The 22,165-nt window shown below is 70.8% G+C and carries 23 protein-coding genes; 14 read left to right on the forward strand and 9 right to left on the reverse strand.

Translation table 11 applies throughout. From position 1 onward, the window contains the following. Positions 1-218: 218 nt before the first annotated feature. From urtA to urtE, 5 genes are read left to right on the forward strand one after another with little or no spacing between them, the layout of a single operon-like run. Positions 219-1,394 carry an urea ABC transporter substrate-binding protein gene (gene urtA / locus O7553_RS09760; RefSeq protein WP_281554492.1) on the forward strand — a complete coding sequence of 392 codons (1,176 nt, stop codon included), beginning with the start codon at positions 219-221 and terminating at the stop codon, positions 1,392-1,394. Between the two features lie 33 nt (positions 1,395-1,427). Further along, positions 1,428-2,303: an urea ABC transporter permease subunit UrtB gene (urtB, locus tag O7553_RS09765; RefSeq protein ID WP_281554493.1), complete on the forward strand. Its 876-nt coding sequence runs from the start codon at positions 1,428-1,430 to the stop codon at positions 2,301-2,303. Further along, on the forward strand, positions 2,300-3,391 hold the full coding sequence (urtC, locus tag O7553_RS09770) for an urea ABC transporter permease subunit UrtC (protein WP_281554494.1): 1,092 nt from the start codon (positions 2,300-2,302) through the stop codon (positions 3,389-3,391). The genes urtB and urtC overlap by 4 nt, the downstream gene beginning before the upstream one ends. Continuing rightward, positions 3,388-4,209 carry an urea ABC transporter ATP-binding protein UrtD gene (gene urtD, locus O7553_RS09775; RefSeq protein WP_281554495.1) on the forward strand — a complete coding sequence of 274 codons (822 nt, stop codon included), beginning with the start codon at positions 3,388-3,390 and terminating at the stop codon, positions 4,207-4,209. Before urtC ends, urtD begins: the two co-directional genes overlap by 4 nt. Before the next feature lie 5 nt (positions 4,210-4,214). Continuing rightward, positions 4,215-4,907 (forward strand): urea ABC transporter ATP-binding subunit UrtE, encoded by a 693-nt coding sequence (urtE, locus tag O7553_RS09780; protein WP_281555550.1) that lies wholly within the window; start codon positions 4,215-4,217, stop codon positions 4,905-4,907. Between the two features lie 31 nt (positions 4,908-4,938). Here the strand turns inward: urtE and O7553_RS09785 are convergent, their stop codons facing one another. Next, the gene (locus O7553_RS09785) at positions 4,939-5,472 is read right to left on the reverse strand and encodes a PaaI family thioesterase (protein ID WP_281554496.1); all 534 of its coding nucleotides are present in this window, start codon (positions 5,470-5,472) and stop codon (positions 4,939-4,941) included. A gap of 56 nt (positions 5,473-5,528) precedes the next feature. Between O7553_RS09785 and O7553_RS09790 the strand changes: the two genes are divergently transcribed. Further along, positions 5,529-6,011, forward strand: coding sequence for a helix-turn-helix domain-containing protein (locus tag O7553_RS09790; RefSeq protein ID WP_281554497.1), 483 nt, complete (start codon positions 5,529-5,531; stop codon positions 6,009-6,011). Positions 6,012-6,028: 17 nt separating this feature from the next. Next, positions 6,029-6,421, forward strand: coding sequence for a VOC family protein (locus O7553_RS09795; RefSeq protein WP_281554498.1), 393 nt, complete (start codon positions 6,029-6,031; stop codon positions 6,419-6,421). A 43-nt stretch (positions 6,422-6,464) separates the two neighbouring features. On the opposite strand, the gene O7553_RS09800 is transcribed toward O7553_RS09795, so the two are convergent. From O7553_RS09800 to O7553_RS09820, 5 genes are all read right to left on the reverse strand, one after another. Further along, a complete protein-coding gene (locus O7553_RS09800) occupies positions 6,465-7,325 on the reverse strand; it encodes an ABC transporter ATP-binding protein (RefSeq protein ID WP_281554499.1) in 861 nt (286 codons plus the stop codon). Next, complete coding sequence (locus tag O7553_RS09805; RefSeq protein ID WP_281554500.1) at positions 7,322-8,233, reverse strand: ABC transporter permease; 912 nt, start codon at positions 8,231-8,233, stop codon at positions 7,322-7,324. Before O7553_RS09805 ends, O7553_RS09800 begins: the two co-directional genes overlap by 4 nt. After that, positions 8,230-9,267: an ABC transporter substrate-binding protein gene (locus O7553_RS09810; protein WP_281554501.1), complete on the reverse strand. Its 1,038-nt coding sequence runs from the start codon at positions 9,265-9,267 to the stop codon at positions 8,230-8,232. Before O7553_RS09810 ends, O7553_RS09805 begins: the two co-directional genes overlap by 4 nt. A gap of 52 nt (positions 9,268-9,319) precedes the next feature. Further along, the gene (locus tag O7553_RS09815; protein ID WP_281554502.1) at positions 9,320-10,501 is read right to left on the reverse strand and encodes an agmatinase family protein; all 1,182 of its coding nucleotides are present in this window, start codon (positions 10,499-10,501) and stop codon (positions 9,320-9,322) included. Positions 10,502-10,731: 230 nt separating this feature from the next. Then, the gene (locus O7553_RS09820) at positions 10,732-11,679 is read right to left on the reverse strand and encodes a helix-turn-helix transcriptional regulator (protein ID WP_281554503.1); all 948 of its coding nucleotides are present in this window, start codon (positions 11,677-11,679) and stop codon (positions 10,732-10,734) included. Positions 11,680-11,747: 68 nt separating this feature from the next. Here O7553_RS09820 and O7553_RS09825 point away from each other — a divergent pair, with 68 nt between their 5' ends. From O7553_RS09825 to O7553_RS09840, 4 genes are all read left to right on the forward strand, one after another. Next, positions 11,748-11,951, forward strand: a complete 204-nt coding sequence (locus O7553_RS09825; RefSeq protein ID WP_348650086.1) for a hypothetical protein — start codon at positions 11,748-11,750, stop codon at positions 11,949-11,951. An 83-nt stretch (positions 11,952-12,034) separates the two neighbouring features. Next, the gene (locus O7553_RS09830; RefSeq protein WP_281554504.1) at positions 12,035-12,835 is read left to right on the forward strand and encodes a class I SAM-dependent methyltransferase; all 801 of its coding nucleotides are present in this window, start codon (positions 12,035-12,037) and stop codon (positions 12,833-12,835) included. Between the two features lie 38 nt (positions 12,836-12,873). After that, the gene (locus O7553_RS09835; protein WP_281554505.1) at positions 12,874-13,980 is read left to right on the forward strand and encodes an enolase C-terminal domain-like protein; all 1,107 of its coding nucleotides are present in this window, start codon (positions 12,874-12,876) and stop codon (positions 13,978-13,980) included. Then, positions 13,980-15,209, forward strand: coding sequence for an MFS transporter (locus O7553_RS09840; protein ID WP_281554506.1), 1,230 nt, complete (start codon positions 13,980-13,982; stop codon positions 15,207-15,209). The genes O7553_RS09835 and O7553_RS09840 overlap by 1 nt, the downstream gene beginning before the upstream one ends. A 6-nt stretch (positions 15,210-15,215) precedes the next feature. Here O7553_RS09840 and O7553_RS09845 read toward each other — a convergent pair whose 3' ends face one another. After that, positions 15,216-16,337: a pyridoxal-phosphate dependent enzyme gene (locus tag O7553_RS09845; protein ID WP_281554507.1), complete on the reverse strand. Its 1,122-nt coding sequence runs from the start codon at positions 16,335-16,337 to the stop codon at positions 15,216-15,218. Positions 16,338-16,634: 297 nt separating this feature from the next. On the opposite strand from O7553_RS09845, the gene O7553_RS09850 reads away from it, so the two are divergent. The 3 genes from O7553_RS09850 to O7553_RS09860 are packed head-to-tail and all read left to right on the forward strand — an operon-like array spanning position 16,635 to position 19,412. After that, a complete protein-coding gene (locus tag O7553_RS09850) occupies positions 16,635-17,414 on the forward strand; it encodes a class I SAM-dependent methyltransferase (RefSeq protein WP_281554508.1) in 780 nt (259 codons plus the stop codon). Continuing rightward, entirely contained in the window at positions 17,411-18,634 is a 1,224-nt protein-coding gene (locus tag O7553_RS09855; protein WP_281554509.1) for an ATP-grasp domain-containing protein, read from the forward strand. Before O7553_RS09850 ends, O7553_RS09855 begins: the two co-directional genes overlap by 4 nt. 19 nt (positions 18,635-18,653) lie before the next feature. Then, on the forward strand, positions 18,654-19,412 hold the full coding sequence (locus O7553_RS09860) for a class I SAM-dependent methyltransferase (protein WP_281554510.1): 759 nt from the start codon (positions 18,654-18,656) through the stop codon (positions 19,410-19,412). Here the strand turns inward: O7553_RS09860 and O7553_RS09865 are convergent. Together O7553_RS09865 and O7553_RS09870 are read right to left on the reverse strand one after the other, a co-directional pair. Beyond that, on the reverse strand, positions 19,382-20,200 hold the full coding sequence (locus O7553_RS09865) for an ATP-binding cassette domain-containing protein (RefSeq protein ID WP_281554511.1): 819 nt from the start codon (positions 20,198-20,200) through the stop codon (positions 19,382-19,384). The genes O7553_RS09860 and O7553_RS09865 overlap by 31 nt on opposite strands. A 3-nt stretch (positions 20,201-20,203) precedes the next feature. Beyond that, on the reverse strand, positions 20,204-22,162 hold the full coding sequence (locus O7553_RS09870) for a dipeptide/oligopeptide/nickel ABC transporter permease/ATP-binding protein (protein ID WP_281554512.1): 1,959 nt from the start codon (positions 22,160-22,162) through the stop codon (positions 20,204-20,206). Positions 22,163-22,165 lie beyond the last annotated feature (3 nt).

Genomic DNA, 22,165 nt, shown 5'->3' on the forward strand with positions numbered 1-22,165 from the left:
TCGTCGTATGTGGTCCGTCCACCGTGTCCGTCCGATCTAGCGACCGCACAGCCGTTCAGGTTCGTTGTGAGACGGGCTTAACGCGTTGGAAATCGATGGGTCGAGATTCGTGAAACCCGGCGTACCTACGTTTCGTGGCACCACGACTTCGGCTGAAGGGGAGTTGGATGCCACGACGCTTCCGGGGCGGCCTCGCCGCACTCTGTATACTGTCGACATTGGTTGCCGCGACCGCCTGTGCGGAGGACCCCACGTCCTCGGCCGGTGGCGGCGGTGACTCCGACACCATCAAGGTCGGTATCCTGCACTCGCTGAGCGGCACCATGGCGATCAGTGAGGTCACCGTACGCGACGCAGAGTTGCTCGCGATCGAGGAGATCAACGCCGCCGGTGGCGTGCTGGGCAAGCAGATCGAACCCGTCGTCGAGGACGGTGCCTCGGACTGGCCCACCTTCGCCGAGAAGGCGCAGAAGCTCATATCCCAGGACAAGGTCGCCACCGTCTTCGGTGGCTGGACGTCGGCCAGCCGCAAGGCGATGCTGCCGGTCTTCGAGCGCAACAAGGCGCTGTTGTGGTACCCGGTGCAGTACGAAGGGCTGGAGAGCTCGGAGTACATCTTCTACACCGGTGCCACCACCAACCAGCAGATCGTCCCGGCCCTGGACTACCTCGCCGAGCAGGGGCACAAGACGGTCTTCCTGGTCGGCAGCGACTACGTCTTCCCGCGTACCGCTAACAAGATCATCACCGCGTACGCCGAGGCCAACGGCATGCAGATCGTCGGCGAGGAGTACACGCCGCTGGGCCACACCGAGTACAGCACCGTGGTCAACAAGCTGCAGCAGGCCCAGCCCGACGCGGTGTTCAACACCCTCAACGGCGACAGCAACGTCGCCTTCTTCAAGCAGTTGACCAGCGTCGGAGTCACCGCCGAGACGATGCCGACCGTGTCGGTCAGCGTCGCCGAGGAGGAGGTCGTCGGCATCGGCCCGGACAACGTCGCCGGCCACCTGGTGGCCTGGAACTACTACCAGACCACCGAAGGCGAGCGGAACACCGCCTTCGTCGAGGCCTTCAAGGCCGAGTACGGGGCGGAGAAGGTCACCTCCGACCCGATGGAGGCCGGCTACAACGCGGTCTACCTGTGGGCGGCGGCGGTCGAAGCGGCCGGCAGCACCGACGTCGAGGCGGTCAAGGAGGCCGCCGGCGGGATCAGCATCGAGGCACCGGAGGGCACGGTCACCATCGACGGCGACAACCAGCACGTCTACAAGACGGCCCGGATCGGCGTGGTGCAGCCCGACGGCCAGATCCAGGAGGTGTGGAACTCCGGCGAACCGATCAAGCCGGACCCGTACCTGACCGGCTACGACTGGGCCGAAGGCCTGTCGTAACAGGCTAGTAACAAGCGGAGGGAGGTGCCCGCCATGGCGGTACTCAACCAACTGGTCATCGGCGCGAGCATCGGAGCGGTGCTGCTCCTGATCGCGCTGGGACTGACGTTCACCTTCGGACAGATGGGCGTCATCAACATGGCCCACGGGGAGTTCATCCTGGCGGGCGCCTACACCGCGTACATGATGCAGGGGCTGGTCGGGGCGCAGGCCGTCCCGGCCGCCCTGCCGGTCGCGTTCCTCATCGCCGGCACCATGGGTCTGATCCTGGAACGCCTGGTGATCCGGCGGTTCTACGGCCGGCCGCTGGACACCCTGCTGCTCACCTTCGGCGTCAGCCTGATCCTGCAGCAACTGGCCCGGGACATCTTCGGCGCGCCCAACGTGCAGGTCACCGCACCCGGCTGGCTCACCGGCGGGCTTGACGTGGCCGGCGTACAGCTGCCGTACAACCGGATCTTCATCATGGCACTCGCGGTCGGCTGCGTGGTGGCGATCTCGCTCTACCTCAGCAAACTGTCGTACGGCCGGCGGATGCGGGCGGTGATGCAGAACCGCGAGCTGGCCGCGGTGACCGGGGTGGCCACCCAGCGGGTCGACCAGCTCACCTTCTTCATCGGCTCCGGCCTGGCCGGTGTCGCCGGGGTGGCGCTGACCCTGATCGGCCCGGTCGGGCCGTCGCTGGGCACCTACTACATCGTGGACGCGTTCCTCGTCGTCGTCGCCGGGGGACTCGGACAGCTGCGCGGGGCGGTGATCGCGGCGGTCGCCCTCGGCGCGATCAACAGCTTCGTCGAATTCTGGACCGATGCGAGCCTGGCCAAGGTGGTGGTCTTCGCAGTGATCGTGGCCTTCCTCCAGTTCCGTCCGCAGGGCATGTTCGTCCTCCGTTCCCGGGCGCTGACATGAACGCCGCCCGGACGACCACCCCCGCCAACGGGGCCCGGCCGGCCACCCGCTGGCCCGGACCGGTCGGTTTCGTCGCCGTCGGAGTGCTGCTGCTGGTGGCACCGCTGGTGCTCAGCCCGTTCCGGCTCGACCTGCTCGCCAAGTACCTCTGCTACGCGATCGTCGCGGTCGGCATCTACCTGGCCTGGGGGCGCGGCGGCATGCTGACCCTCGGCCAGGGCGTGTTCTTCGGCCTCGGCGGCTACGCGATGGGCATGCACCTCAAACTCGCCGACGCCGGCGAGGGCAACCTGCCCGACTTCATGGTGTGGAGCGGGGTGGAGACCCTACCGGCCATCTGGGGGCCGTTCCGCAGCCCGGCGTTCGCCCTGGTCATGGTGGTCGTGCTGCCCACCGTGGTGGCGCTGATCCTGGGCACCCTGGTGTTTCGCCAACGGGTGCGCGGTGCCTACTTCGCCGTACTGTCCCAGGCCCTGGCCGCCGCGTTCGTGATCCTGCTGGTCGGCCAGCAGGGCCTCACCGGCGGCACCAACGGCCTGACCAACGTGCAGTTCTTCTTCGGCCTCGACCTGTACGACCCGACGCAGAAACGGATCGTCTACTACGTCGCGGTCGGCGCGCTCGCCCTGGTCTTCCTCGCCGCCTGGCAGCTCACCCACAGCCGGTTCGGCAAGCTGCTGGTCGCCATCCGCGACGGTGAGGACCGGGTCCGCTTCCTCGGCTACGACCCGGCCGTGGTGAAGACCATCGTGTACGCGCTGTCGGCGGCCATGGCCGGGATCGCCGGCGCGCTGTTCGTGCCGGTGGTCGGCATCCTCGGCCCGGCCGACCTCGGCGTCGTACCGTCCATCGAGATGCTGGTCGCGGTCGCCATCGGCGGGCGGTTCTCGCTGGTCGGTGCGGTCGGCGGGGCGATCCTGTTCAACTACGGCAGTACGGTGCTCAGCGAACAGTGGCCGTCCGGCTGGCTCTACCTGCTCGGCGGCCTGTTCATCGCGGTGATGATGTGGGCGCCGCGCGGCCTCGCCGGGCTGCTCGCCGACGGCTGGGCGGCGGTGCGGCACCGGGTCGGGGGTGCGAAACCATGAGCGGCAAGCTGGAGGTACGCGGCCTCGACGTCGTCTTCGACGGCTTCCGGGCGATCAGCGGCCTCGACCTGACCGTCGAGCCGGGGGAGCTGCGCTTCCTGATCGGCCCCAACGGTGCCGGCAAGACCACCCTGATCGACGTGGTCACCGGCCGGACCCGGCCGGCGTCCGGCTCGGTGCGGTTCAACGGCCAGGAGCTGGTCGGCCGCCGTGAGCACCGGATCGTCCGGCTCGGCATCGGCCGGACCTTCCAGACGTCGGTGGTGTTCGAGCAACTCACCGTGCTGGAGAACCTCGACCTGGCGGCCAGCTTCCGCCGGCGGATGGTCGGCCTGCTGCGCCGCCGGCGCGGTGTCTCCGACCAGGTATCCCGGGCGCTGGACACCACCGGTCTTGCCGACCTGGCGTACCGGCCGGCCGGGGTGCTCTCCCACGGGCAGCGGCAGTGGCTCGAGATCGGCATGCTGATCGTGCAGCAGCCCAGTCTGCTGCTGCTCGACGAGCCGGTGGCCGGGATGAGCCGCAGCGAGCGGGACCGCACCGGTGAGCTGCTGCGCGAGGTCGCCAAGGACCACACGGTGATGGTGATCGAACACGACATGGAGTTCCTGCGCCGGTTCGCCAGCACCGTCACCGTGCTGCACGAGGGCCGACTGCTCTGCGAGGGCACCGTTGCTCAGGTGCAGGCCGACCCGCGCGTGCAGCAGGTCTACCTGGGGCGCTCCGGTGAGGAGGGTGCCGAACCCGCCGTACCGTCGGCTGTTTCCGTCCCGTCGACCGCTGCCGGACCGTCAGCCGCTGAGGAGGCGTCGTCGTGAGTGCCATGTTGACCGTCGAGTCGCTCGACGTCGCGTACGGCCGGGCCCAGGTGCTGTTCGGGGTCGACCTGCAGGCCCCGGCCGGGTCGCTGGTCTGCGTGATGGGCCGCAACGGGGTCGGCAAGACCACCCTGCTGAAGGCGATCACCGGGGTGCTGCCGGTGCGGTCCGGCCGGGTGACCTTCGACGGCCGCGACATCACCAGGCTGCGTACCCACGAACGGGTGCGGCTCGGGCTCGGCTACGTCCCGCAGGGCCACGAGACGTTCCCACAGCTGACCGTCGCCGAGAACCTGCAGGTGGCGGTCGAGGCGGCCCGGACCGACAAGGTCGCGGTCGACGAGGCGCTGGACCTGTTCCCGGCGCTGCGCGGGCTGCTGCGCCGCCGGGCCGGGTTCCTCTCCGGTGGCCAGCAGCAGCAGTTGGCGATCGCCCGTGCCCTGGTCACCCGGCCGAAGATGCTGCTGCTCGACGAACCGACCGAAGGCATCCAGCCGTCGATCATCATCGAGATCGAGGAGGCGATCGAACGGCTGCACACCGAGGCCGGGCTGGCGATCCTACTGGTCGAGCAGTACCTCGAACTGGCGCTGCGGCTGGCCGACCGGTTCGTCATCCTCGACGCCGGCGAGGTGGTCCGGGCCGGCGACAAGGCGGACCTGCGCGACGAGTCGGTCCGCCAACTGCTGTCGGTGTGACCCGGCCGGCACCGGTCGGCCGGACCTGTCGTCAGCTGGTCGGTGGCAGCTCGAACAGCAGGCAGGACGAGGTGGCGTGGGCGGTCAGCCGGCCGGCGGCGTCGGTCAGCTTCGCCTCGGCGTACGCGGTGCGCCGACCGCGCTGCACCACGGTGCCCTCGCAGCGCAGCGTGCCCGAGGCGAGCGTCACCGGGCGCAGGAACTTCACGTTCAGGTCGATCGAGGTGTAGCTCGTCCCGGCCGGCAGCACCGAGTGCACCGCGCAGCCGGCCGCGGTGTCCAGCAACGTCGAGATGATGCCACCGTGCACCGTGCCCAGGGCGTTGTAGTGGAACTCCTGCGGGGTCAGCACGGTGACCACCCGGCCGTGCTCGGGCTCCAAGCCTTCGAGGCCCAGCATCACCATCACCGGCGGGGCGGGAATCTCACCGGAGGCCATCGCCTGCAGTTGGCCCAGCCCGTCGAGGCCGTTCAACGCCGCCAACCGCACCGTGGCGGGGTCGGTCCACGAGAAGGTGCGGCTGCGCTGCGCCGCGTCCGGCGCCGGCTGCTGAGTCTGTGTCATGGACGCAGCCTGGCAGTCGGTTGCTAGGTCTGTCAACAAGACCTAGCCTGGTCGGGGTGAGACCTACCGCGCTCGACTGGTCCATCGACAACTGCACCATCGCCCGCACCATGGAGATCATCGGCGAGCGGTGGACCGTCGTCGTGCTCCGCGAGGTCTTCAACGGCGTACGCCGGTTCGACCAGATGCGCGAGCGCACCGGCGTGCCCCGCCAGGTGCTGACCAACCGGCTCACCATGCTGGTCGACCAGGGCCTGCTGCGCCGGCACCCGTACCAGGAACCGGGGGAGCGGCAACGCTACGAGTACCGGCTCACCGGTAAGGGCCTCGACCTGTGGCCGGTGCTGGTCGCCCTGCTGCAGTGGGGCGACCGGTACTGCGTCGACCCGGACGGCTCCCCGCTCGCCGTCGCGCACCGCGACTGCGGGGCCGAGGTCGGCGTCACGATGCGCTGCGCCGCCGGCCACGACGTCGCCGACACCCGCGACGTACTTCCCCGCCCCGGCCCCGGTGCCCGCCGCCGCGAACCGACCGGCTGAAGTCCTACGCTGCGGGCGTGCACATTTCGCTCACCGCCATCGTCGTCGACGACTACGACCCGGCCATCGACTTCTTCACCACCGTCCTCGGCTTCGATCTGGTCGAGGACTCCCCGTCGCCGACCAACGACGGTCGCCCCAAGCGGTGGGTGGTGGTGCGGCCGCCCGGTGCCGAGACCGGCATCCTGCTGGCCCGCGCCGACGGCGACGCCCAGCGGGCGGCGGTTGGCAACCAGACGGCCGGTCGGGTCGGCTTCTTCCTCCGGGTGGACGACTTCGAGGCCGCGTACCAGCGGATGGTGGACCACGATGTGCGGTTCGTAACCGCGCCGCGCACCGAACCGTACGGCCGGGTGGTGGTCTTCGTCGACATCGCCGGCAACCGGTGGGACCTGATCGGCCCTGCCTGAGCCCGAGCCGTCGAACCCGGCCGACGTCAGTCGGCGGTCACCGTCAGCCGCCGGACCCGGTGGCGGCGTGCCGCTGGTGGTAGGCGCGGACCCGGTCCTCCACCTCGGCCCGCAGCGTCAGGAACTCCGGCAGCCGTTTCACGGCCAGGTCCCGGGGCACGCCGTCGCGGTCCGGCGGCAGCTGCACCGGCAGGTCGGCGGCGACCCGGCCCGGGTCGCTGGCCAGCACCACCACCCGTTGGCCGAGGAAGACCGCCTCCTCGACGTCGTGGGTCACCATCACCACCGTGGTGCCGGTGTCGGCCCACACCCGGCGGACCAACAACTGCATGTCCTCCTTGGTCTGCACATCGAGGGCACCGAACGGCTCGTCGAGCAGCAGCACTCGCGGTTCGCAGGCCAGCGCCCGGGCGATCGCCACCCGCTGACGCTGCCCGCCGGAGAGCTGCTTCGGCAGCGCGTGCCGCAGCCCGGTCAACCCGGTCTCGGCCAGGTACCAGGCGACCCGCCGGGCCCGTTCGGCCCGACTGACCGGCAGCAGCTCCAGCCCGAACGCGACGTTGCGTTCCACCGTCCGCCACGGATACACGGCACCGCTCTGCAGCACCAGCCCCCGGTCCGGACCCGGCCCGGTGACCGGCGCACCGTCGAGCAGCACGGTGCCCCGGCTCGGCGTGGACAGCCCGGCGATCAGCGACAGCAGGGTGGACTTGCCCGACCCGGATGCGCCGACCAGGCAGACGAACTCGCCTCGGCGTACCGCCAGATCCACGCCGTCGAGCGCGCGCAGCGACCCGCCCCCGGCGGTCCGGAAGTCCTTGCCGACGCCGTCGAGCCGCACCAGCGGTGCGTCGGCGGCCGGCACCGCGCCCGCGTCTGTGCCGGCGGCTTCGGTCGCGGTCATACCGCCCACCTCCCGACCCGGTCGCGGGTGGTCCGCAACGCCAGATCGATCGCCACCCCGATCAGGGCGATCACGATCAGTACGGCGAAGATGTTGTCGAGCTGGTTGAACCGCTGCGACCGGACGATCCGGTAGCCCAGCCCGGACTGGGCGTTGATCAGCTCGGCGACCACTACGAAGTTCCAGGCGGCCGCCGCGTTCACCCGGATAGAGTCGATCATGCCGGGCAGCGAATGCGGCACGATCACCTTGCGCAGCACCTCGAACCGTCGGGCACCGAGGGTGTACGACACGTCGATCAGCCCGGCCGGCACGGTCCGAACAACGTTGGCGGTCATCAGCGTGTTGAAGAAGACCGTCGCGATGAAGATCAACGCCACCTTGGACGGCTCACCCAACCCCAACCAGATGATCAGCAACGGGATGAACGCGCTGGCCGGCAGGTAGCGCAGCAGGCCGATCATCGGTTCCAACGCCGCCCGGCCGGCCTGGAAGCTGCCCATCAGCAGGCCGAGCGGCACCGACACCGCCACCGCCAGGCCGAAACCGCGCAACACCCGGCCGACGGTCGCGGCGGTGTCGGTCCACAGTTGACCTGTCCGGGCCATCTCCACCCCGGCCGCCACCGACTCCAGCGGCGACGGCAGGAAGTCCGGCCGCCCGTCGACCAGCACGCTGCCGATCTGCCAGGCGGCCAGCGGCACCACGATCGAGGCGACCGTCAACGTCCACCGGCCGGCCGCCGGGATCGGCGTACGGATGGCCAGCAGCGCCGGCACCGGGCGGGCCGGACGCCGCCGCGGCAGCGGCCCCCACGACGCCCGGTCCGCGTCCGCATCGCTGGTCGCGGTCCCGTGGGTGTCGTCCGGGCCGCCGTTCGCGGTCGCCTGGGCCGGGGCGACGGTCACGGCGACACCGCCCCCACGAACTGTCCGTCGAGCAGCCCGTCCAGCGGCGGTGCCTCGTCGACCAGACCGGTCTCCACCAGGAACTCGGCGATCGAGCGGGCCTGGAAGTCCAGGTTGGCCGGGGTGTCGCCCGGCTCGAACGCCGCCTGGTTGTCGGCCAGGTCGAAGATCGTCGTCCCGGCGTCGTACGTGCGGTAGTCCTCGACGCTGACCCCGGCCTGCGCCGCCATGATCTCGACCGCCTCGTCCGGGTTGTCGGCGATCCAGTCCAGGGTGTCGAACCAGGTGTCCACCACCGCCTGGACCTGCTCCGGATGGTCGGCCACGAACTCCGAGTCGAACACCAGATGGTCCGGGATCGCCCCGGGGAAGTCCGCCGATGTGACGATCGCGGTGCTGCCCTCGCGGCCCAGCGCGGTCGTGGTGAACGGGGCGAACGCCCCGACCGCGTCGACCTGCCCGGCCAGGAACGCGGCGGCGGCCGCGTCGGTCAGCAACGGACTGATCTCGACGTCGTCGGCGCTCAGCCCGGCCTCGGCCAACGCCAACAACAGCAGGTAGTGGTCGACCGTACCCTCCTCGATCGCGATCCGCTTACCGGCCAGGTCGGCCACCGAGTCGATCCCCGGCGCGGCGATGATCTGGTCGTTGCCGGTCGAGTTGTCGTTGACCAGCACCACGGTCTGCGCCGCGCCGCCGCTGACCGACGACAGCGTGTCGTTGAGGGTCTGGCTGTTGGCGTCCAGGTTGCCGGTGGCCAGCGCGGTCAGGCTGTCGGTGTAACTGTCGAAGTAGGTCAACTCGACGTCGACCCCGTTCTCCTCGAACAGACCCTGTTCCTCGGCGACCTGCCAGGGGAACCAGCCCGGCCAGGCGCTGAACCCCAGCCGTACGGTGGTCGAGCCGTCGCCGTCGTCGGCGGAACCGTCATCACCGCCGCAGCCGGCGGCGCTCACCAGCAGCGTCGTCGCGCAGGCGGCGGCGATCAGCCTCCGGGTGGTGGAACGGCGGGAAAATTTGGGGGTACGTCGCATCTCTATGTCCTCCTGCGGAAGGGAAACTACGGGGGATCGGCGCCGCGTCGGCTCAGCGCTCAGTGGCTCGATGGCGCGGCAGGTGCCCGGCGCGGACCAGACAGCCGAGGGTGTCGCAGATGACCCGGGTGGCGATCAGCGAGGTGATCTCGGCGTTGTCGTACGGCGGCGAGCACTCCACCACCTCGATGCCCGCCAACGGCCGTTCGGCGATCAGCTGGATGAACTTGAGGACTTCGCGGGGCAGGAAGCCGCCCGGTTCGGGCCAGCCGGTGCCGGGCACGAACGCGGCGTCCAGGCAGTCCACGTCGAACGACAGCCAGACCGCCTCGGCGCCGTCCCAGGCGACTTCGAGGGCCTTCTCGGCGGCGGCCTCGATGCCCATCTCGACGCAGTCGGTGACCGTCATGATCGTGGTGCCGCGTTCCCGGCCGACCTTGACCCCGGGGCGGGGCGCCTGCCAGCCGCCGATGCCGATCTGCACCAGGTTCTTCGGCGGCACGTTCGGGATGTCGGTGGCGTGGAACCACGGGGTGGTGTGCATCCGCTCGTCGAGGTCGGTCTCCTGGGTGTCGACGTGCCGGTCGAAGTGGATGATGCCCAGGTTGCCGTCGAGGTGTTCGGCGACCCCGCGCACCGTCGGGTAGCCGATCGAGTGGTCCCCGCCGAGCACCACCGGGAAGGCCCCGGAGGAGTAGACGTGGCTGACCGCCTTGGAGATCTGGTCGAAGGTCTTCTCGATGTTCGCCGGGATGGTGAAGACGTCACCGAGGTCGGCGATCGTGATCGACTCGCGCAGGTCGACGCCGAGTTCGAACGAGTACGGCCCGTACAGCGCGGAGATCTTGCGGATACCCTGCGGCCCGAACCGGGTTCCCGAGCGGTACGTCGTGCCACCGTCGAACGGCGCGCCGAGCACCGCCACGTCGTACTCGCCGCAGCGGCGCACGTCCTCGACGTACGGTGCCTTCAGGAAGGTGTTGATCCCGGCGAAGTGCGGCAGCTCGCCACGGGAGAACGTCGGGATCCGCTTGTCGACGATCGAATCGGCACCGGGCAGGCCGTACTCCAGGCCCCGGGCGATCTCCTCTTCCCACTTGGTGGTGGGCAGTTCGGCCTCGCGGGCGACCGCGTACGCTGCCTCCGGGCCGTAGTTGCCGTGCAGCTCGGGTTGGTCGCTGGGCTGCTGGTCGCGGTGCTGGTGATTGTGGTGATGATGGTGGTGCAAGCCCACGGGGCACCTCCGAATGAGGGCCTGGCTGAGGCACAGCCAGACATCCGGCTGCCTCCCGGGCTTTTGTCCCGCCGTGGAACGCCGCCCGCCACGCTGGCGGCCCGACGCCTGCACCTCTCGGACCTGTCCCGTCCCCGGCTGCCCGTGCCTGGCTGCCCGGCGGCGGCGGAACCCTAGGTGCGCCTCACCGTTGGTGAGTCACCCCGGAGTAGACGCCGCTGTGGTTTCGGTCACTTTGCCGACCCGTTGCCGTCGGGTATCGGCTGCGCCCGGGCGGCCAGGTCGGACCAGACCCGCTCGTACGCAACGACGTGCGCCGGCTGGTCGAGGTGCATCGTCCCGGTCAGGGTGTCGAGCCGGACCAGCCCCGACCCGGCCGGCCGCCGTCCGGGGACCGTCGTGGCGGCGGCGAAGCGCAGCAGGGTGAACGGGTTGGTCATGCCGGCGTGCGCGCCGCCGGACAGCGGCAGGACCCGTACCGAGATCCCCGGCCTGATCGCGAGCGCCCGCAGGTGGTCGAGTTGCGCCCGCGCCGTCGCGTCGTTGCCGACGGTACGCCGCAGCGCCCCCTCGCCGACGATCGCCTGCACCGCCGGCGGATGCGGGTGGGTCAGCAGGTGCCGCTGCCGCGCCGCCAGCTGGTCGAGGCGGGCGGCGATGTCGTCGTCGCTGCGCAGACCGGCCGGGCAGCGCAGCAGCGCCTCGGCGTACCCCGGGGTCTGCAGCAGGTCCGGCAGCGTCGCCTGGCCGTAGCAGCGGATGAGCGTCGCGGACTGTTCGAACACCGGGTACGGGTCGGCGTCGATCGGCAGTCCGGCCAGCCCGTCGTGCCACCAGCGCCCGCCGCTGGGGCGGTCGATCTCCGCCGCGAGGGCGAGCAGCCGTTCCCGGGTCTCGTCGTCGGCCCGGTACAGCCGGCACATCGCTGACATGTCCGCTTCGGTCCAGCGCACCCGCGGGTCGCCGGCCTCGATTCGCCAGAGCGTGCTGTTGCCGCGTCGCAGCTTGTCGGCGGCGACGTCCTGGGACAGCCCGGCCTCGTACCGCAACGCCGCCAGGCACCGTCCCACCTGCCGCCGCAGCAGGGCCGTCCCGCCGGCCTGCGCGTTGATGCCCGCCGTCCGGGCGGCTCTCCCGTTGTACGCCCCGGCCCGTCGGCCGTCACCCCTGCCAGTCATACCCAACAGGGTGAAACAATTACGGGCAACCGTCAAGTGCGGTTGCCTGCAGCCTAACTTGCGAGAGTGTGGACATCGACCTGGTCGGCAGCGCTGAGATAGCCGAGATGCTGGGCCAGCCAGGCGGCCCGCTGTCCCGTCAACGCACGTACACCATCACCAGGTCTCGAACCTTCCCGCTGCCGGTTGCGAAGCTCAAACAGGGTGAGGTTTGGCTTCGCGCCGATGTCGAGCGGTGGATTCAGGAGAACCGGCCGCCCCGGGTCAGCTGAGCCGCGTACCGTCGTGATCCCGCGGTGGCCATAATGTGGGAAGCTGCTCCCGAATTGCGAGACAGCCGGTCTATCGTCGGAGCATGTCAGCTGTATACACGCACGGTCATCACGAGTCGGTGCTGCGCTCCCACCGCTGGCGTACCGCCGAGAACTCGGCCGCGTACCTGCTGCCGCACCTGCGGCCCGGCCAGGCGTTGCTCGACATCGGCGCCGGTCCCGGCACCATCACCATGGACCTCGCCGCGCTCGTCGCTCCCGGCCGGGTCACCGCCACCGAGGTCACCGACGAAGCGCTCGCCCTGTCCCGCGCCGAGGCGCAGGCCCGGGGCGTCACGACTGTCGACTTCACCACGGCCGACGTACACGATCTGCCCTTCCCCGACGACGCGTTCGACGTGGTCCACGCCCACCAGGTCCTCCAGCACGTCGGCGACCCGGTCCGCGCGCTCGCCGAGATGCGCCGCGTCTGCCGGCCCGGGGGAGTGGTCGCGGCCCGCGACAGTGACTACGACCGTTTCGCCTGGCACCCCGCCGTACCCGAGCTCGACGAATGGCTCGCGCTCTACCAGGCGACCGCCCGCGCCAACGGCGGCGAACCGGACGCCGGTCGCCGCCTGCTCTCCTGGGCGCGGGCCGCCGGGTTCGGTGACGTCACGCCCGGCGCCTCCGCCTGGTGCTACGCCACCGACGAGGACCGCCGCTGGTGGGGGACCATGTGGTCGGAGCGCATCGTCGCCTCCGAGATGGCCCGGCAGATCCTCGCCGCCGGCACCGCCACCCCCGCCGACCTGCAGCGCCTCTCCGCCGGCTGGCTCCGCTGGGCCGACGCGCCCGACGGCTGGTTCGCCATCCTGCACGGCGAGATCCTCTGCCGTCCCTGACCCGGACGCCAGATCGATCACCGTGGATTATCGGCGTGGTGCGTGACAAGCTGATCCGCATGGAGCTCGACGTCCGTCGGATGACCCTGCGCCTGTTGACGGTGTTCCGGAGTTCACAGCACTCCTACGACTCGACGGACACCTGCCTCGTCGCCGTCGTCCACGACGGCGTCACCGGCCTGGGTGAGGGCACACCGGCCTGGGCGCACGGCGAAACCGTCGAGCAGGTCGTCGCGGCGGTCGCCGAACACGGCAGAGACGTCCTCGGCCCGGACCTGTCCGATCCGGACCGGGTCCTGGACCGGGTGGCCGACTGGGACGGACCGGTCGGCGCGCGGATGGCACTCGACGGCGCGGTGCACGACTGGGTGGGCCGGTCCGCCGGCGTGCCGACATGGCAGTTGTACGGCGTACCGCGCATCCTGCCCGAGCCGACCGGGTACACGATCGGGCTCGGCAGCGTCGCGCAGACCCTGGAACTGGTCGCGAACGCGCCGCCGGTCGGCGCGTTCAAGATCAAGGTGCGCGGCGCCGAGGACCTCGACCGGCTGGCCGCCGTCCGCGCGGTCACCGACCTGCCGGTGCGGATCGACCCCAACGAGGCGTGGGACCTGCGGACCGCGCAGGAACTGACCCCGGCCCTGCGTGCCCTCGACATCCAGCTCGTCGAGCAGCCGTTCCCGAGAGACGCGGTCGAGGCGTACCGCCGCTACCGTGAGCTGCCCGACCGGCTGCCGGTCTTCCTGGACGAAGGCTGCACCGACGTGGACAGTGTCCGGGCGGCCGCCGGCCTGGCCGACGGGGTGGTGGTCAAGTTGGCCAAGTCCGGCGGGGTCCGGGCCACCCGACGGGTGATGGAGGCCGCCCGCCAGGCGGGCCTGTCGGTGATGCTCAGCTGCAACTGCGAGTCGGAGCTAGCGCTGAGCCAGGCCGCCCTACTGGCCCCGCTGGCCGAGCGCATCGACATCGACAGCCAGTTCCTCCTGCGCGACCCCCCGTTCCGGGGGCTGGGCCTCGACCAGGGGCGGATCGTTCTCGGCGACGCCCCAGGGCTGGGCGTGCTGCCGTCCGACCAGCATGCCTTCGGCGGCGTCGACCCGTCGACCGGGGTCGGTGTCCGATCCGACGGCGGGCCGGCCGACTGATGGCCGCACCGGCCACCCCCCGCGCGGCTGCGGGCAACCGCCCCTGGTCGGCGTTGCGCAGGGGTTCCTTCACCCGGGCCCAGTGGGCCGTGCTGATCGGCGGATTCCTGGTCAACGTCGGCTCGTTCTCGATCTATCCGTACCTGGCCGTGCTGCTGCGGGAACGCATGGGCGTGGGCATGGCGCAGGTCGGGGTGGTGCTCGGGGCGGCGACCCTGGTGCAGTTCGCCAGCGCCCCGGCGACCGCTGCGGTGGCCGAGCGGGTCGGTCTCAAGCGGGCCCTGGTGGCGGCCCTCACGCTGTACAGCCTCGGCGGGGCGGCGTTCCTCGCGGGACAGCGGTTCCCGGTGCTGACCGTCGCCGGCCTGTTGCTCATCTCCGGCGGCGGATCACTGTACTCGCCGGCGTACCGCAGCTATCTGGTGCACGAGGTGGGCGACGAGCAGCGGCCCCGGCTGGTGTCGGCAGGCAACGCCGCAGGCAACCTCGGTATAGCGGTGGGGCCGGTGGTGGGGGCGTTGTTCGTGCACCGGCCGACCGTGATGTTCGCGGCCGTGACGACGGTGTACGCCGGTGTGGCGCTCGGTCACGTCTTTCTCCGCCGGGAGCGGCAGGTCGCCGACGCGCCACCGGTGGAGCCGTTCCGGCGGATGCTGCACGGGGTGGCGGTGCTGCCGTTCGTCGTCACCGCCGTGTCGTTCTACGTGCACATGCAGTTCTACCAGTACCTCTCCAGTTACGCCCAGGGCCGGATGGCGACCCTGTTGTTCGGGGCGGCGATGATGGGCTATTCGCTCGGCCTGGTGGTGGTGCAGCCCCTGGTCGCCGAGCGGGTGGGGAGGATGAGCTACCCGGCGGCGATGGCCATCGGATTCGGTGCCCTGGCGACCGGGATGGCCGCGTTCGCGGTTGGCAACGGTCCGGCGGTGGTCTGCGGGGTCGCCGCGATCAGCGCCGGCAGCGCCGTGTTGTTCCTCAAGAACGACCTCGAAGCGTTGGCGGGGTCGAGAAGGTCGGCGACGGTGGCCTTCGGCCAGCAACGGCTCGCGGTGGGGGTCGGTTCGTTCCTCAGTGGCGTCGCCGGGGGCAGCGTGTACGGGGCGTTCGAACAAGTCGGGTTCCTACCCGGCTTCTGGCTGGTCGTCGCCGCCCAGTGTGTCATCCTTCCGGTGCTGGTGCTCACTGTCGGGCGATGGCTGGGACGCCGCGTACCGCAGCAGGGTTCCTAGCTGCGCTCATCCGGCCGTCGCGGGCCGGTCTGTTGCGGGCCGGTCTGTTCCTGGGCCGCCGGTGACGGCGGCGGGGTGCAGGTCCTGGCCGGCTGACGGCGGATGGGCGCGTCGCGCCCACGGCAAGGTCGACCAGGGCGGGGCCAGCTCGTCGAGAGAGGCAATCTCCACCGGCTCCAACGTCTCCATGTCGAGGGCTTCGCGGTGGCGGGCGAAGACCTTGTCGACGTACCGATGGCCGGTGTCGGCTCCGATCAGCAGATGCACCCGTTCCGGGTGACGGCGGGCCTCCCACCGCGCTGCGAGGTACGCCGCACCGGTGGAGAGGCCGGCGAAGACCGCATGAGACCGCATCAGCGCGATGGTGCCGGCCATGGCGTGGCGAAAGCCGATCCAGTGCACCTGGTCGTACAGTTCGTGGTGGACGTTGTCGAAAGGGATGGCGCTGCCGATCCCGGCGATGATCGCGTCCGGATCCGGAAACCGTTCACTGCCGAAGCTGACGCTGCCGAACGGTTGGACACCTACGAGCCGGGTCGACGGGTCGTGGGCGCGGATCGGCAGAATCAGTCCGGCGCTGGACGCACCGGTGCCGACGCTGGCGACGAGGGTCAGCGGGACCTGCGGTACGGCGGCCCGGACGAGTGTCGCCAGTTCGGCATAGCCGAGTCGGTGCACCGGGTCGTGGTACTGGCGCATCCAGTGCATGCCGGGGTTGGCGCGCAGGAGCTCCCGTATCCGCGCCACGCGTCGGTGCTGGTCCAGTCGCAGATCGCTCTCGACGGGCATCTGGTGCACGGTGGCGCCGAGGATCTCCAACTGCGACCGGATGGTCGGGGTCACCGTGGTCGAGGCGACGATGTGGCAGCGCAGTCCGTACCGGTGACAGGCCATGGCCAGCGCGAGGGCGTAAATTCCGCTGGAGCTGTCGACGAGGGTGTCGCCGGGGCGGACGGTCCCCGCCGCCAGCAGGGCCCGTACCGCGCCGAGGGCGGCGTAGACCTTCAGGGTCTCGAACCGGGCCAGGATCATGGTGTCCGACAGGCGGATGAGGCTCGGTGTCTTGATGGCGTCTGTGACGTGCAGGTGTACCGGCGGCGGGGGCGTCGACGGGCCCGTGGACGGCATGGGCTGATCGCTCCTCTGATGTTCATCACATTGTCGTTGGAGAATGTGCCTGCTCGGTGTCGAGGCGTTCCGTTGACATGTTGGTCGCTCCGAGTGGTGGATTGGTTCCTGTTGTCGTGCGAATCAGGACGCTGGTAGTCGAGCGCTGGACAATGTCCGACATCGATATAATGATCCAGGATTCATTTGCTTCACCCTGATGTGGAGGTAATCAGTTTTCTTCGGTCGGCGGGGAACTTCCGCACGTCGTTGAGCGACCTGCAAGGCGTCAGTCGTCGCATGAGTTCGGAGCTGCCGATGGAGTGGTTTGCAGACGACGGGTTCTGGGTGGACTTCGCCGGCGCGTTGTTCGCCCCGCACCGTCAGCAGGAGGCCCGGAACTGGGTGGCGACCTCGCCGCTGCTGGAGGTCGCAGCCGGGACCAGAGTGCTGGACCTCGGCTGCGGTCCAGGTACCTACGCCGTGCCGCTCGCCGCACGCGGTGCCCTGGTCACCGGGGTGGACCTGAGCGCGACCATGCTGGACCGAGCCGACCTCGCCGGCGAGCAGGCCGGAGTGACGCTACGTCTGGTCCGCGCCGACATGCGGGAGTTCGTCGAGCGGGACAGCTACGACCTGATCATCAGCATGTACACCTCGTTCGGGTATTTCACCGACCCGGCCCAGAACCAGCTCGTACTGCGCAACGCCTGGCAGAGCCTGGTGCCAGGCGGGCGACTTTTGCTGGATCTGTTCAGCAAGGAGATCTTCGCCCGGTGGGCGGGCACCCCGAAGGTCGTCGAGGTGAGCGGCGGACATCTGGTCATGCGGGACACCATCCTGGACGACTGGACCCGGTTTCGTAGCGACTGGACCCTGATCCGGGGCGACACCGCCCGGCACGCGTACTTCGAACAGTTCGTCTACAGCGCCGCCGAGATCCGCACCATGCTGGACACCGCCGGATTCACCGGCATCACCTGCTTCGGCGGCTTCGCCGGTGAACCGTACGACAATCACGCGCAGCGGCTGATCGTGCAGGCGAGCCGTCCTGCGCAGGCGAGCCGTCCCCGGCAGGCCGAGGAGGCGGGGGCGTGACCATCGTGTCGCTGGAGGCGTTGACGTTCGGCCTCGCCCGGCTGCGCGACGCCGCCGCCGAGTCCGGGCACCGGCTGTGCCTGCTCACCGGGGACCGGTCGATCTACGCGTACGAACTCGACCGGCTCGGACCCGACGACGTGACGGTGATCGACGTCGACACCACCGACGTGGCCGCCTGCGCCGCCGTGCTCGACCGGCTGCCCGACCTCGCCGGGCTGGTCAACTCCACCGACACGTGGATGCTGCCCGGTGCGACGCTGGCGGCCCGGTACGGCCTGGCCACGCTCGGCCCGCAGGTAGCCCACACTCTGCGGGACAAGGCACAGGTCCGTACCCTGCTGCACCGGGCCGGACTCAGCCGCGCCGACGCGCTCCGCGTGGAGCCCACCGGCGAGGCGGTCGCCGGGGCGGTCGCGGCGATCGGCTACCCGGTGATAGTGAAGGACTCGGCGGGCACATCGTCCCGGTCGGTGTGGCTGATCCGCGACGACGCCGAACGCGACCGGACCGCCCGCGAGGTCGCCGAAGCCACCCTGCTGGGTCGACACCTGGTGGTCGAACCGTACTTCCCGGGCCCGGTGTACAGCGCCGAGACCGTCAGCTGGCGTGGGCACACCAGACTGCTCGGGATCGCTGTGCACATTCACACCCCCGAACCTGTCCGCCGGGAGGAGGCCGTCGCCTTTCCGGTCGCGTTCCCGCCGGCCGAGTCGGACCGGCTGGCGACCTGGATAGGGGAGGTCCTCGCTGCGGTCGGGTTCACCGACGGCGTGGCACACACCGAGTTCGCCCAGACCCCGGCCGGCCCGGAGGTCGTGGAGATCAACGGTCGGATCGCCGGCGCGGTCATCGGGGAGATGATGTGCCGGTCGCTCGGAGTGAACGTGTACGCCGCGGTGACCGACATCGCGCTCGGCCGCCGGCCCCGGCTGCTCGACGCCCCACTGAGCGCCGACCGTGGCTACGGCATGACGTTCCTGCATCCACCGGCGCCGGGCCGACTCGCCGGCTGGCGCGGACCCGAGCGGCTACCGCTGTTCCCCGGCGGCCCGGAGTTCTTTCCGACCGCCCAGGTCGGTGACCGGATCGTCCACCTCGCCGACCAACGCGGCTGCACCGCCCTGGTGATGGCCGAGGGGCACACCGCCGAGATCGGCCTCTACCACTCGCTGGCCGCCGCCGGCACCGTCACCCACGACATGCGACCGCTGCACTGAAGCCTCGGACAGGAGCCTCATGACCACGTACGGACCGGAGACCTACGGTGAGCGCAACGCCGACGTCTACGACGAGTGGCACGCCGACCTCGACCCGACCGATGCCGTCGACTGCCTGGCCGACCTGATCGGGCACGGGCCGGCCGGGCCGGTCCTCGAACTGGCGGTCGGCACCGGCCGGGTCACCGTTCCGTTGGCGGGTCGCGGGATCGATCTGCGGGGCATCGACGCCTCCGAGGCGATGGTGGCCCGGATGCGGGCCAAGCCAGGCGGCGACCGGATTCCCGTCACCATCGGCGACATGGCCGACGTCGATCCCGGCACCGACGACCGGTTCGCCACGGTGTTCGTCGTCTTCACCACCTTCTTCTTCCTGATGACCCAGGAGGACCAGGTACGGTGCTTCGCCAACGTCGCCCGGCGGCTGCTGCCCGGCGGGCTGTTCGTGCTGGAGTGTCTGGTACCCGACCTCGCCCGCTACCAGCGGCAGCAGAGCGTCGACGCCCACCGCGTCGACCACGACCACGTCCGCCTGGTCGCGGTCCGCCACGACCCCGTCGACCAGCGTTTCGACGGACAGCACATCCTGATCAGCAACGACGGCATGCGGCTTGCCCCGGTGTCGATGCGCTACGCCTGGCCGTCCGAACTCGACCTGATGGCCCGCCTCGCCGGCCTGCGCCGTCGACACCGGTGGGGTGGCTGGCGTCGGGAGCCCTACCTCGGCACCGGCACCCACGTCACCGTCTACGACAAGCCGGCCGGGCCGGACGCGTGACGTCGGGACCGGTCGGTGACGCCGAGGTCGATGGCGGGGGTCGCCGCGAGCAACGCCCGGGTGTACGGGTGGCGCGGGTCGCCGGTGACCTGCCCGGTCGGTCCCTGCTCGACGATGCGGCCGTGCCGCATGACCGCGACGCGGTTGGCAAGTTGCCGGACGACGGCGAGGTCGTGGGAGATGAACAGGCAGGCCAGGCCGAGCCGGTCGCGCAGATCGCACAGCAGGTTGAGGATCTTCGCCTGCACCGATACGTCGAGCGCGGTGACGGGTTCGTCGCACACCAGCAGGCGTGGTCCCAGCGCCAGCGCGCGGGCGATCGCCACCCGTTGCTGCTGACCGCCGGACAGCTGCCGGGGCCGGCGTCCGCCGACCGCAGGACCGAGCCCGACGAGGTCGAGCAGCTCGTCCACCCGTGCGGCGCGGGACCGGCCGTTGCCGACCCGGTGGATGTGCAGTGGCTCGGCGAGGGCCTGGCGCACCGTCTGAGCGGGGCTGAGGGTCAGGTACGGGTCCTGGAACACCATCTGGACCTGTCGCCGGTGTGCCCGCAGCGCGCGACCGCGCAGGGCATGGACGTCGGCGCCGTCGAACCGCACCGATCCGACCCGGGGCCGGTGCAGTCCGGTGACCACGCGGGCGAGGGTCGTCTTGCCGCAGCCCGATTCGCCGACGAGCCCGACGATCTCGCTGGCGGCGACCCGGAGCGTGACGTCCTCGACCACACTCTGCCGGCCCCGGCCGTGCCGCCGGGGGTGGTCGGCGGTGAGCTGTTCGATCTCCAGCATCGGTCAGCCTCCGTCCAGGTCGCCGAGTGCCAGAAGGGGCGGCGACGCTCCGGCCGCACGGGTACGGGGGCACGCCGAGCGGTGCGCCTGGACCGGTCCCACCGGCAGCAGTACCGGCTGGTCATGGCCGCATCCGGCTACGGCGATCGGACACCGGGGAGCGAACGCGCAACCTGACGTGTCGTCCGGCCCGGCACCGGAGCGTCCCGGCATGGTGCGGAACCGGGTGCCCGGTGCCGCACCGGGACGCGGCACGGCGTCGAGCAGACCCCGGGTGTACGGATGGTCGGGGTGACGCACCACGGTGTCGAGCGGCCCGTACTCCACGATCCGGCCGGCGTACATCACGGCCACGGCGTCGGCCAGCCGGGTGACCACCGCCAGGTCGTGACTGACGACGACCATGGCCATGCGCAACTCGTCGCGGAGCTGCCCGAGCAGGTCGAGCAGCCGTGCCTGGACGGTGACGTCGAGCGCGGAGGTCGGTTCGTCGGCGACGAGCAGCTCCGGCTCACCCGCGATCGCGACGGCGATCTGGACCCGTTGCCGCATCCCGCCGGAGAGCTGGTGGGGATACTGGCCGGCGACCGTCGCCGGGTCGGGCAGACCGGCGAGGCGCAGCAGCTCCTCGCTGATCCGGCGGACCGCAGCCCGCCGACCTCGGCTGCCCGCGTTGCGGACCGCCTCGTCGACGTGCGCACCGATGCTGCGCAGTGGATCGAACACGGCGAGACTGTCCTGGAAGACCACCCCGACTTGGCGGCCGTTGACGTGGCGGCGATGGCGAAATGTGAGTCCGATGAGTTCACGTGCCGTGGATCCGGTCCGCAGCCGCGCGGAACCGGCGACGAGCGCGCCCGGGTCCAGCAGGCCGAACGGCGCCAACGCCGAGGTGGTCTTGCCGCTGCCGGACTCGCCGACGATCGCCAGCGTCTCGCCGCGGCGTACCGCGTAGGAGACGTCGGCGACGGCGCGTCGGATGCCGCCGTCGCGTGGATAGGCGACGGACAGGTCGCGCACCCGCAGCAGTACGTCGTCGTCGGCAGCGGCCCTCGACGTGACGGTGGCCGTGGTCTCCGTGCTGCCGGTTGCGGGCACCCCGGGCCCCGGCCGCCTGGGTCGCGGCACCCGCAGCCGGGCCGGAAGTATCCAACGCAGCACCGACGGGCGCTCGTCGCCGACCGCCAGCCGTTCGCCGAGCAGGTTGCTCGCGAACACGACGGCGGTGATCGCGATTCCGGGCGGGTAGGCCAGCCACCAGGCCGAGGCCAGGTAGGGCCGGCCTTCGATGAGCATCTGGCCCCACTCCGCCTGCGGTGGTGGGATGCCGAGGCCGAGAAAGCTCAGCGTGGCGACGCCGAGGACGATGGAGCCGACGTCGGTGCTGGCATAGACCAGGCACGGGGCGAGGGCGCTCGGAAGCAGATGACGGCCGATGACGCGCACCGGGCCGGCGCCGAGCAGCCGCAGCGCGTCCAGGTGCGGACTGGCCCGCAGACCCGCGACGCGGGCGCGGGCGATCCGCGCGTACGGGGCCCACGTCCACAGCGACATCGCGACGACGAGATTCTCCACACCGGGGCCACGTACGCCGATGACCGCCAGCGCCACCAGCATTCCCGGTAGCGAGACCGCCATGTCGATGACCCGGGCGACGATTCGGTCGACCCAGCCACCCAGGTATCCGGCGACAGCGCCGGCGAGCACCCCGATGGTCACCGAGACCAGCAGGACCGCCGCCGTGACGACGAGTGAGATTCGCGCACCGTGCAGGAGCCGGCTGAGCTGGTCACGGCCCAGCTGGTCGGTGCCGAGCAGATGGGCCGCCGACGGCGGCAGCAGACTGGCCGACAGATCGTTGGCCGCCGGGTCGGCCGGCGCCAGCACCGGTGCGAGCAGCCCCACGATCGCGAACCCGGCCAACGGCAGGCCGACCAGCGCCGTCCGTACCGGGGCGGGCATCGT

Origin of the sequence: Solwaraspora sp. WMMA2059, from assembly GCF_027497315.1 — a bacterium.
Lineage (GTDB): Bacteria > Actinomycetota > Actinomycetes > Mycobacteriales > Micromonosporaceae > Micromonospora_E.

What these genes read in the sequence shown, in the direction of transcription:
- urtB (WP_281554493.1), top strand. Translation starts at nt 1,428, where the DNA reads ATGGCGGTACTCAACCAACTGGTCATCGGCGCGAGCATCGGAGCGGTG.
- urtC (WP_281554494.1), top strand. Translation starts at nt 2,300, where the DNA reads ATGAACGCCGCCCGGACGACCACCCCCGCCAACGGGGCCCGGCCGGCC.
- urtD (WP_281554495.1), top strand. Translation starts at nt 3,388, where the DNA reads ATGAGCGGCAAGCTGGAGGTACGCGGCCTCGACGTCGTCTTCGACGGC.
- urtE (WP_281555550.1), top strand. Translation starts at nt 4,215, where the DNA reads ATGTTGACCGTCGAGTCGCTCGACGTCGCGTACGGCCGGGCCCAGGTG.
- O7553_RS09785 (WP_281554496.1), bottom strand. Translation starts at nt 5,472, where the DNA reads ATGACACAGACTCAGCAGCCGGCGCCGGACGCGGCGCAGCGCAGCCGC.
- O7553_RS09800 (WP_281554499.1), bottom strand. Translation starts at nt 7,325, where the DNA reads ATGACCGCGACCGAAGCCGCCGGCACAGACGCGGGCGCGGTGCCGGCC.
- O7553_RS09810 (WP_281554501.1), bottom strand. Translation starts at nt 9,267, where the DNA reads ATGCGACGTACCCCCAAATTTTCCCGCCGTTCCACCACCCGGAGGCTG.
- O7553_RS09820 (WP_281554503.1), bottom strand. Translation starts at nt 11,679, where the DNA reads ATGACTGGCAGGGGTGACGGCCGACGGGCCGGGGCGTACAACGGGAGA.
- O7553_RS09830 (WP_281554504.1), top strand. Translation starts at nt 12,035, where the DNA reads ATGTCAGCTGTATACACGCACGGTCATCACGAGTCGGTGCTGCGCTCC.
- O7553_RS09840 (WP_281554506.1), top strand. Translation starts at nt 13,980, where the DNA reads ATGGCCGCACCGGCCACCCCCCGCGCGGCTGCGGGCAACCGCCCCTGG.
- O7553_RS09845 (WP_281554507.1), bottom strand. Translation starts at nt 16,337, where the DNA reads ATGCCGTCCACGGGCCCGTCGACGCCCCCGCCGCCGGTACACCTGCAC.
- O7553_RS09850 (WP_281554508.1), top strand. Translation starts at nt 16,635, where the DNA reads ATGGAGTGGTTTGCAGACGACGGGTTCTGGGTGGACTTCGCCGGCGCG.
- O7553_RS09860 (WP_281554510.1), top strand. Translation starts at nt 18,654, where the DNA reads ATGACCACGTACGGACCGGAGACCTACGGTGAGCGCAACGCCGACGTC.
- O7553_RS09865 (WP_281554511.1), bottom strand. Translation starts at nt 20,200, where the DNA reads ATGCTGGAGATCGAACAGCTCACCGCCGACCACCCCCGGCGGCACGGC.
- O7553_RS09870 (WP_281554512.1), bottom strand. Translation starts at nt 22,162, where the DNA reads ATGCCCGCCCCGGTACGGACGGCGCTGGTCGGCCTGCCGTTGGCCGGG.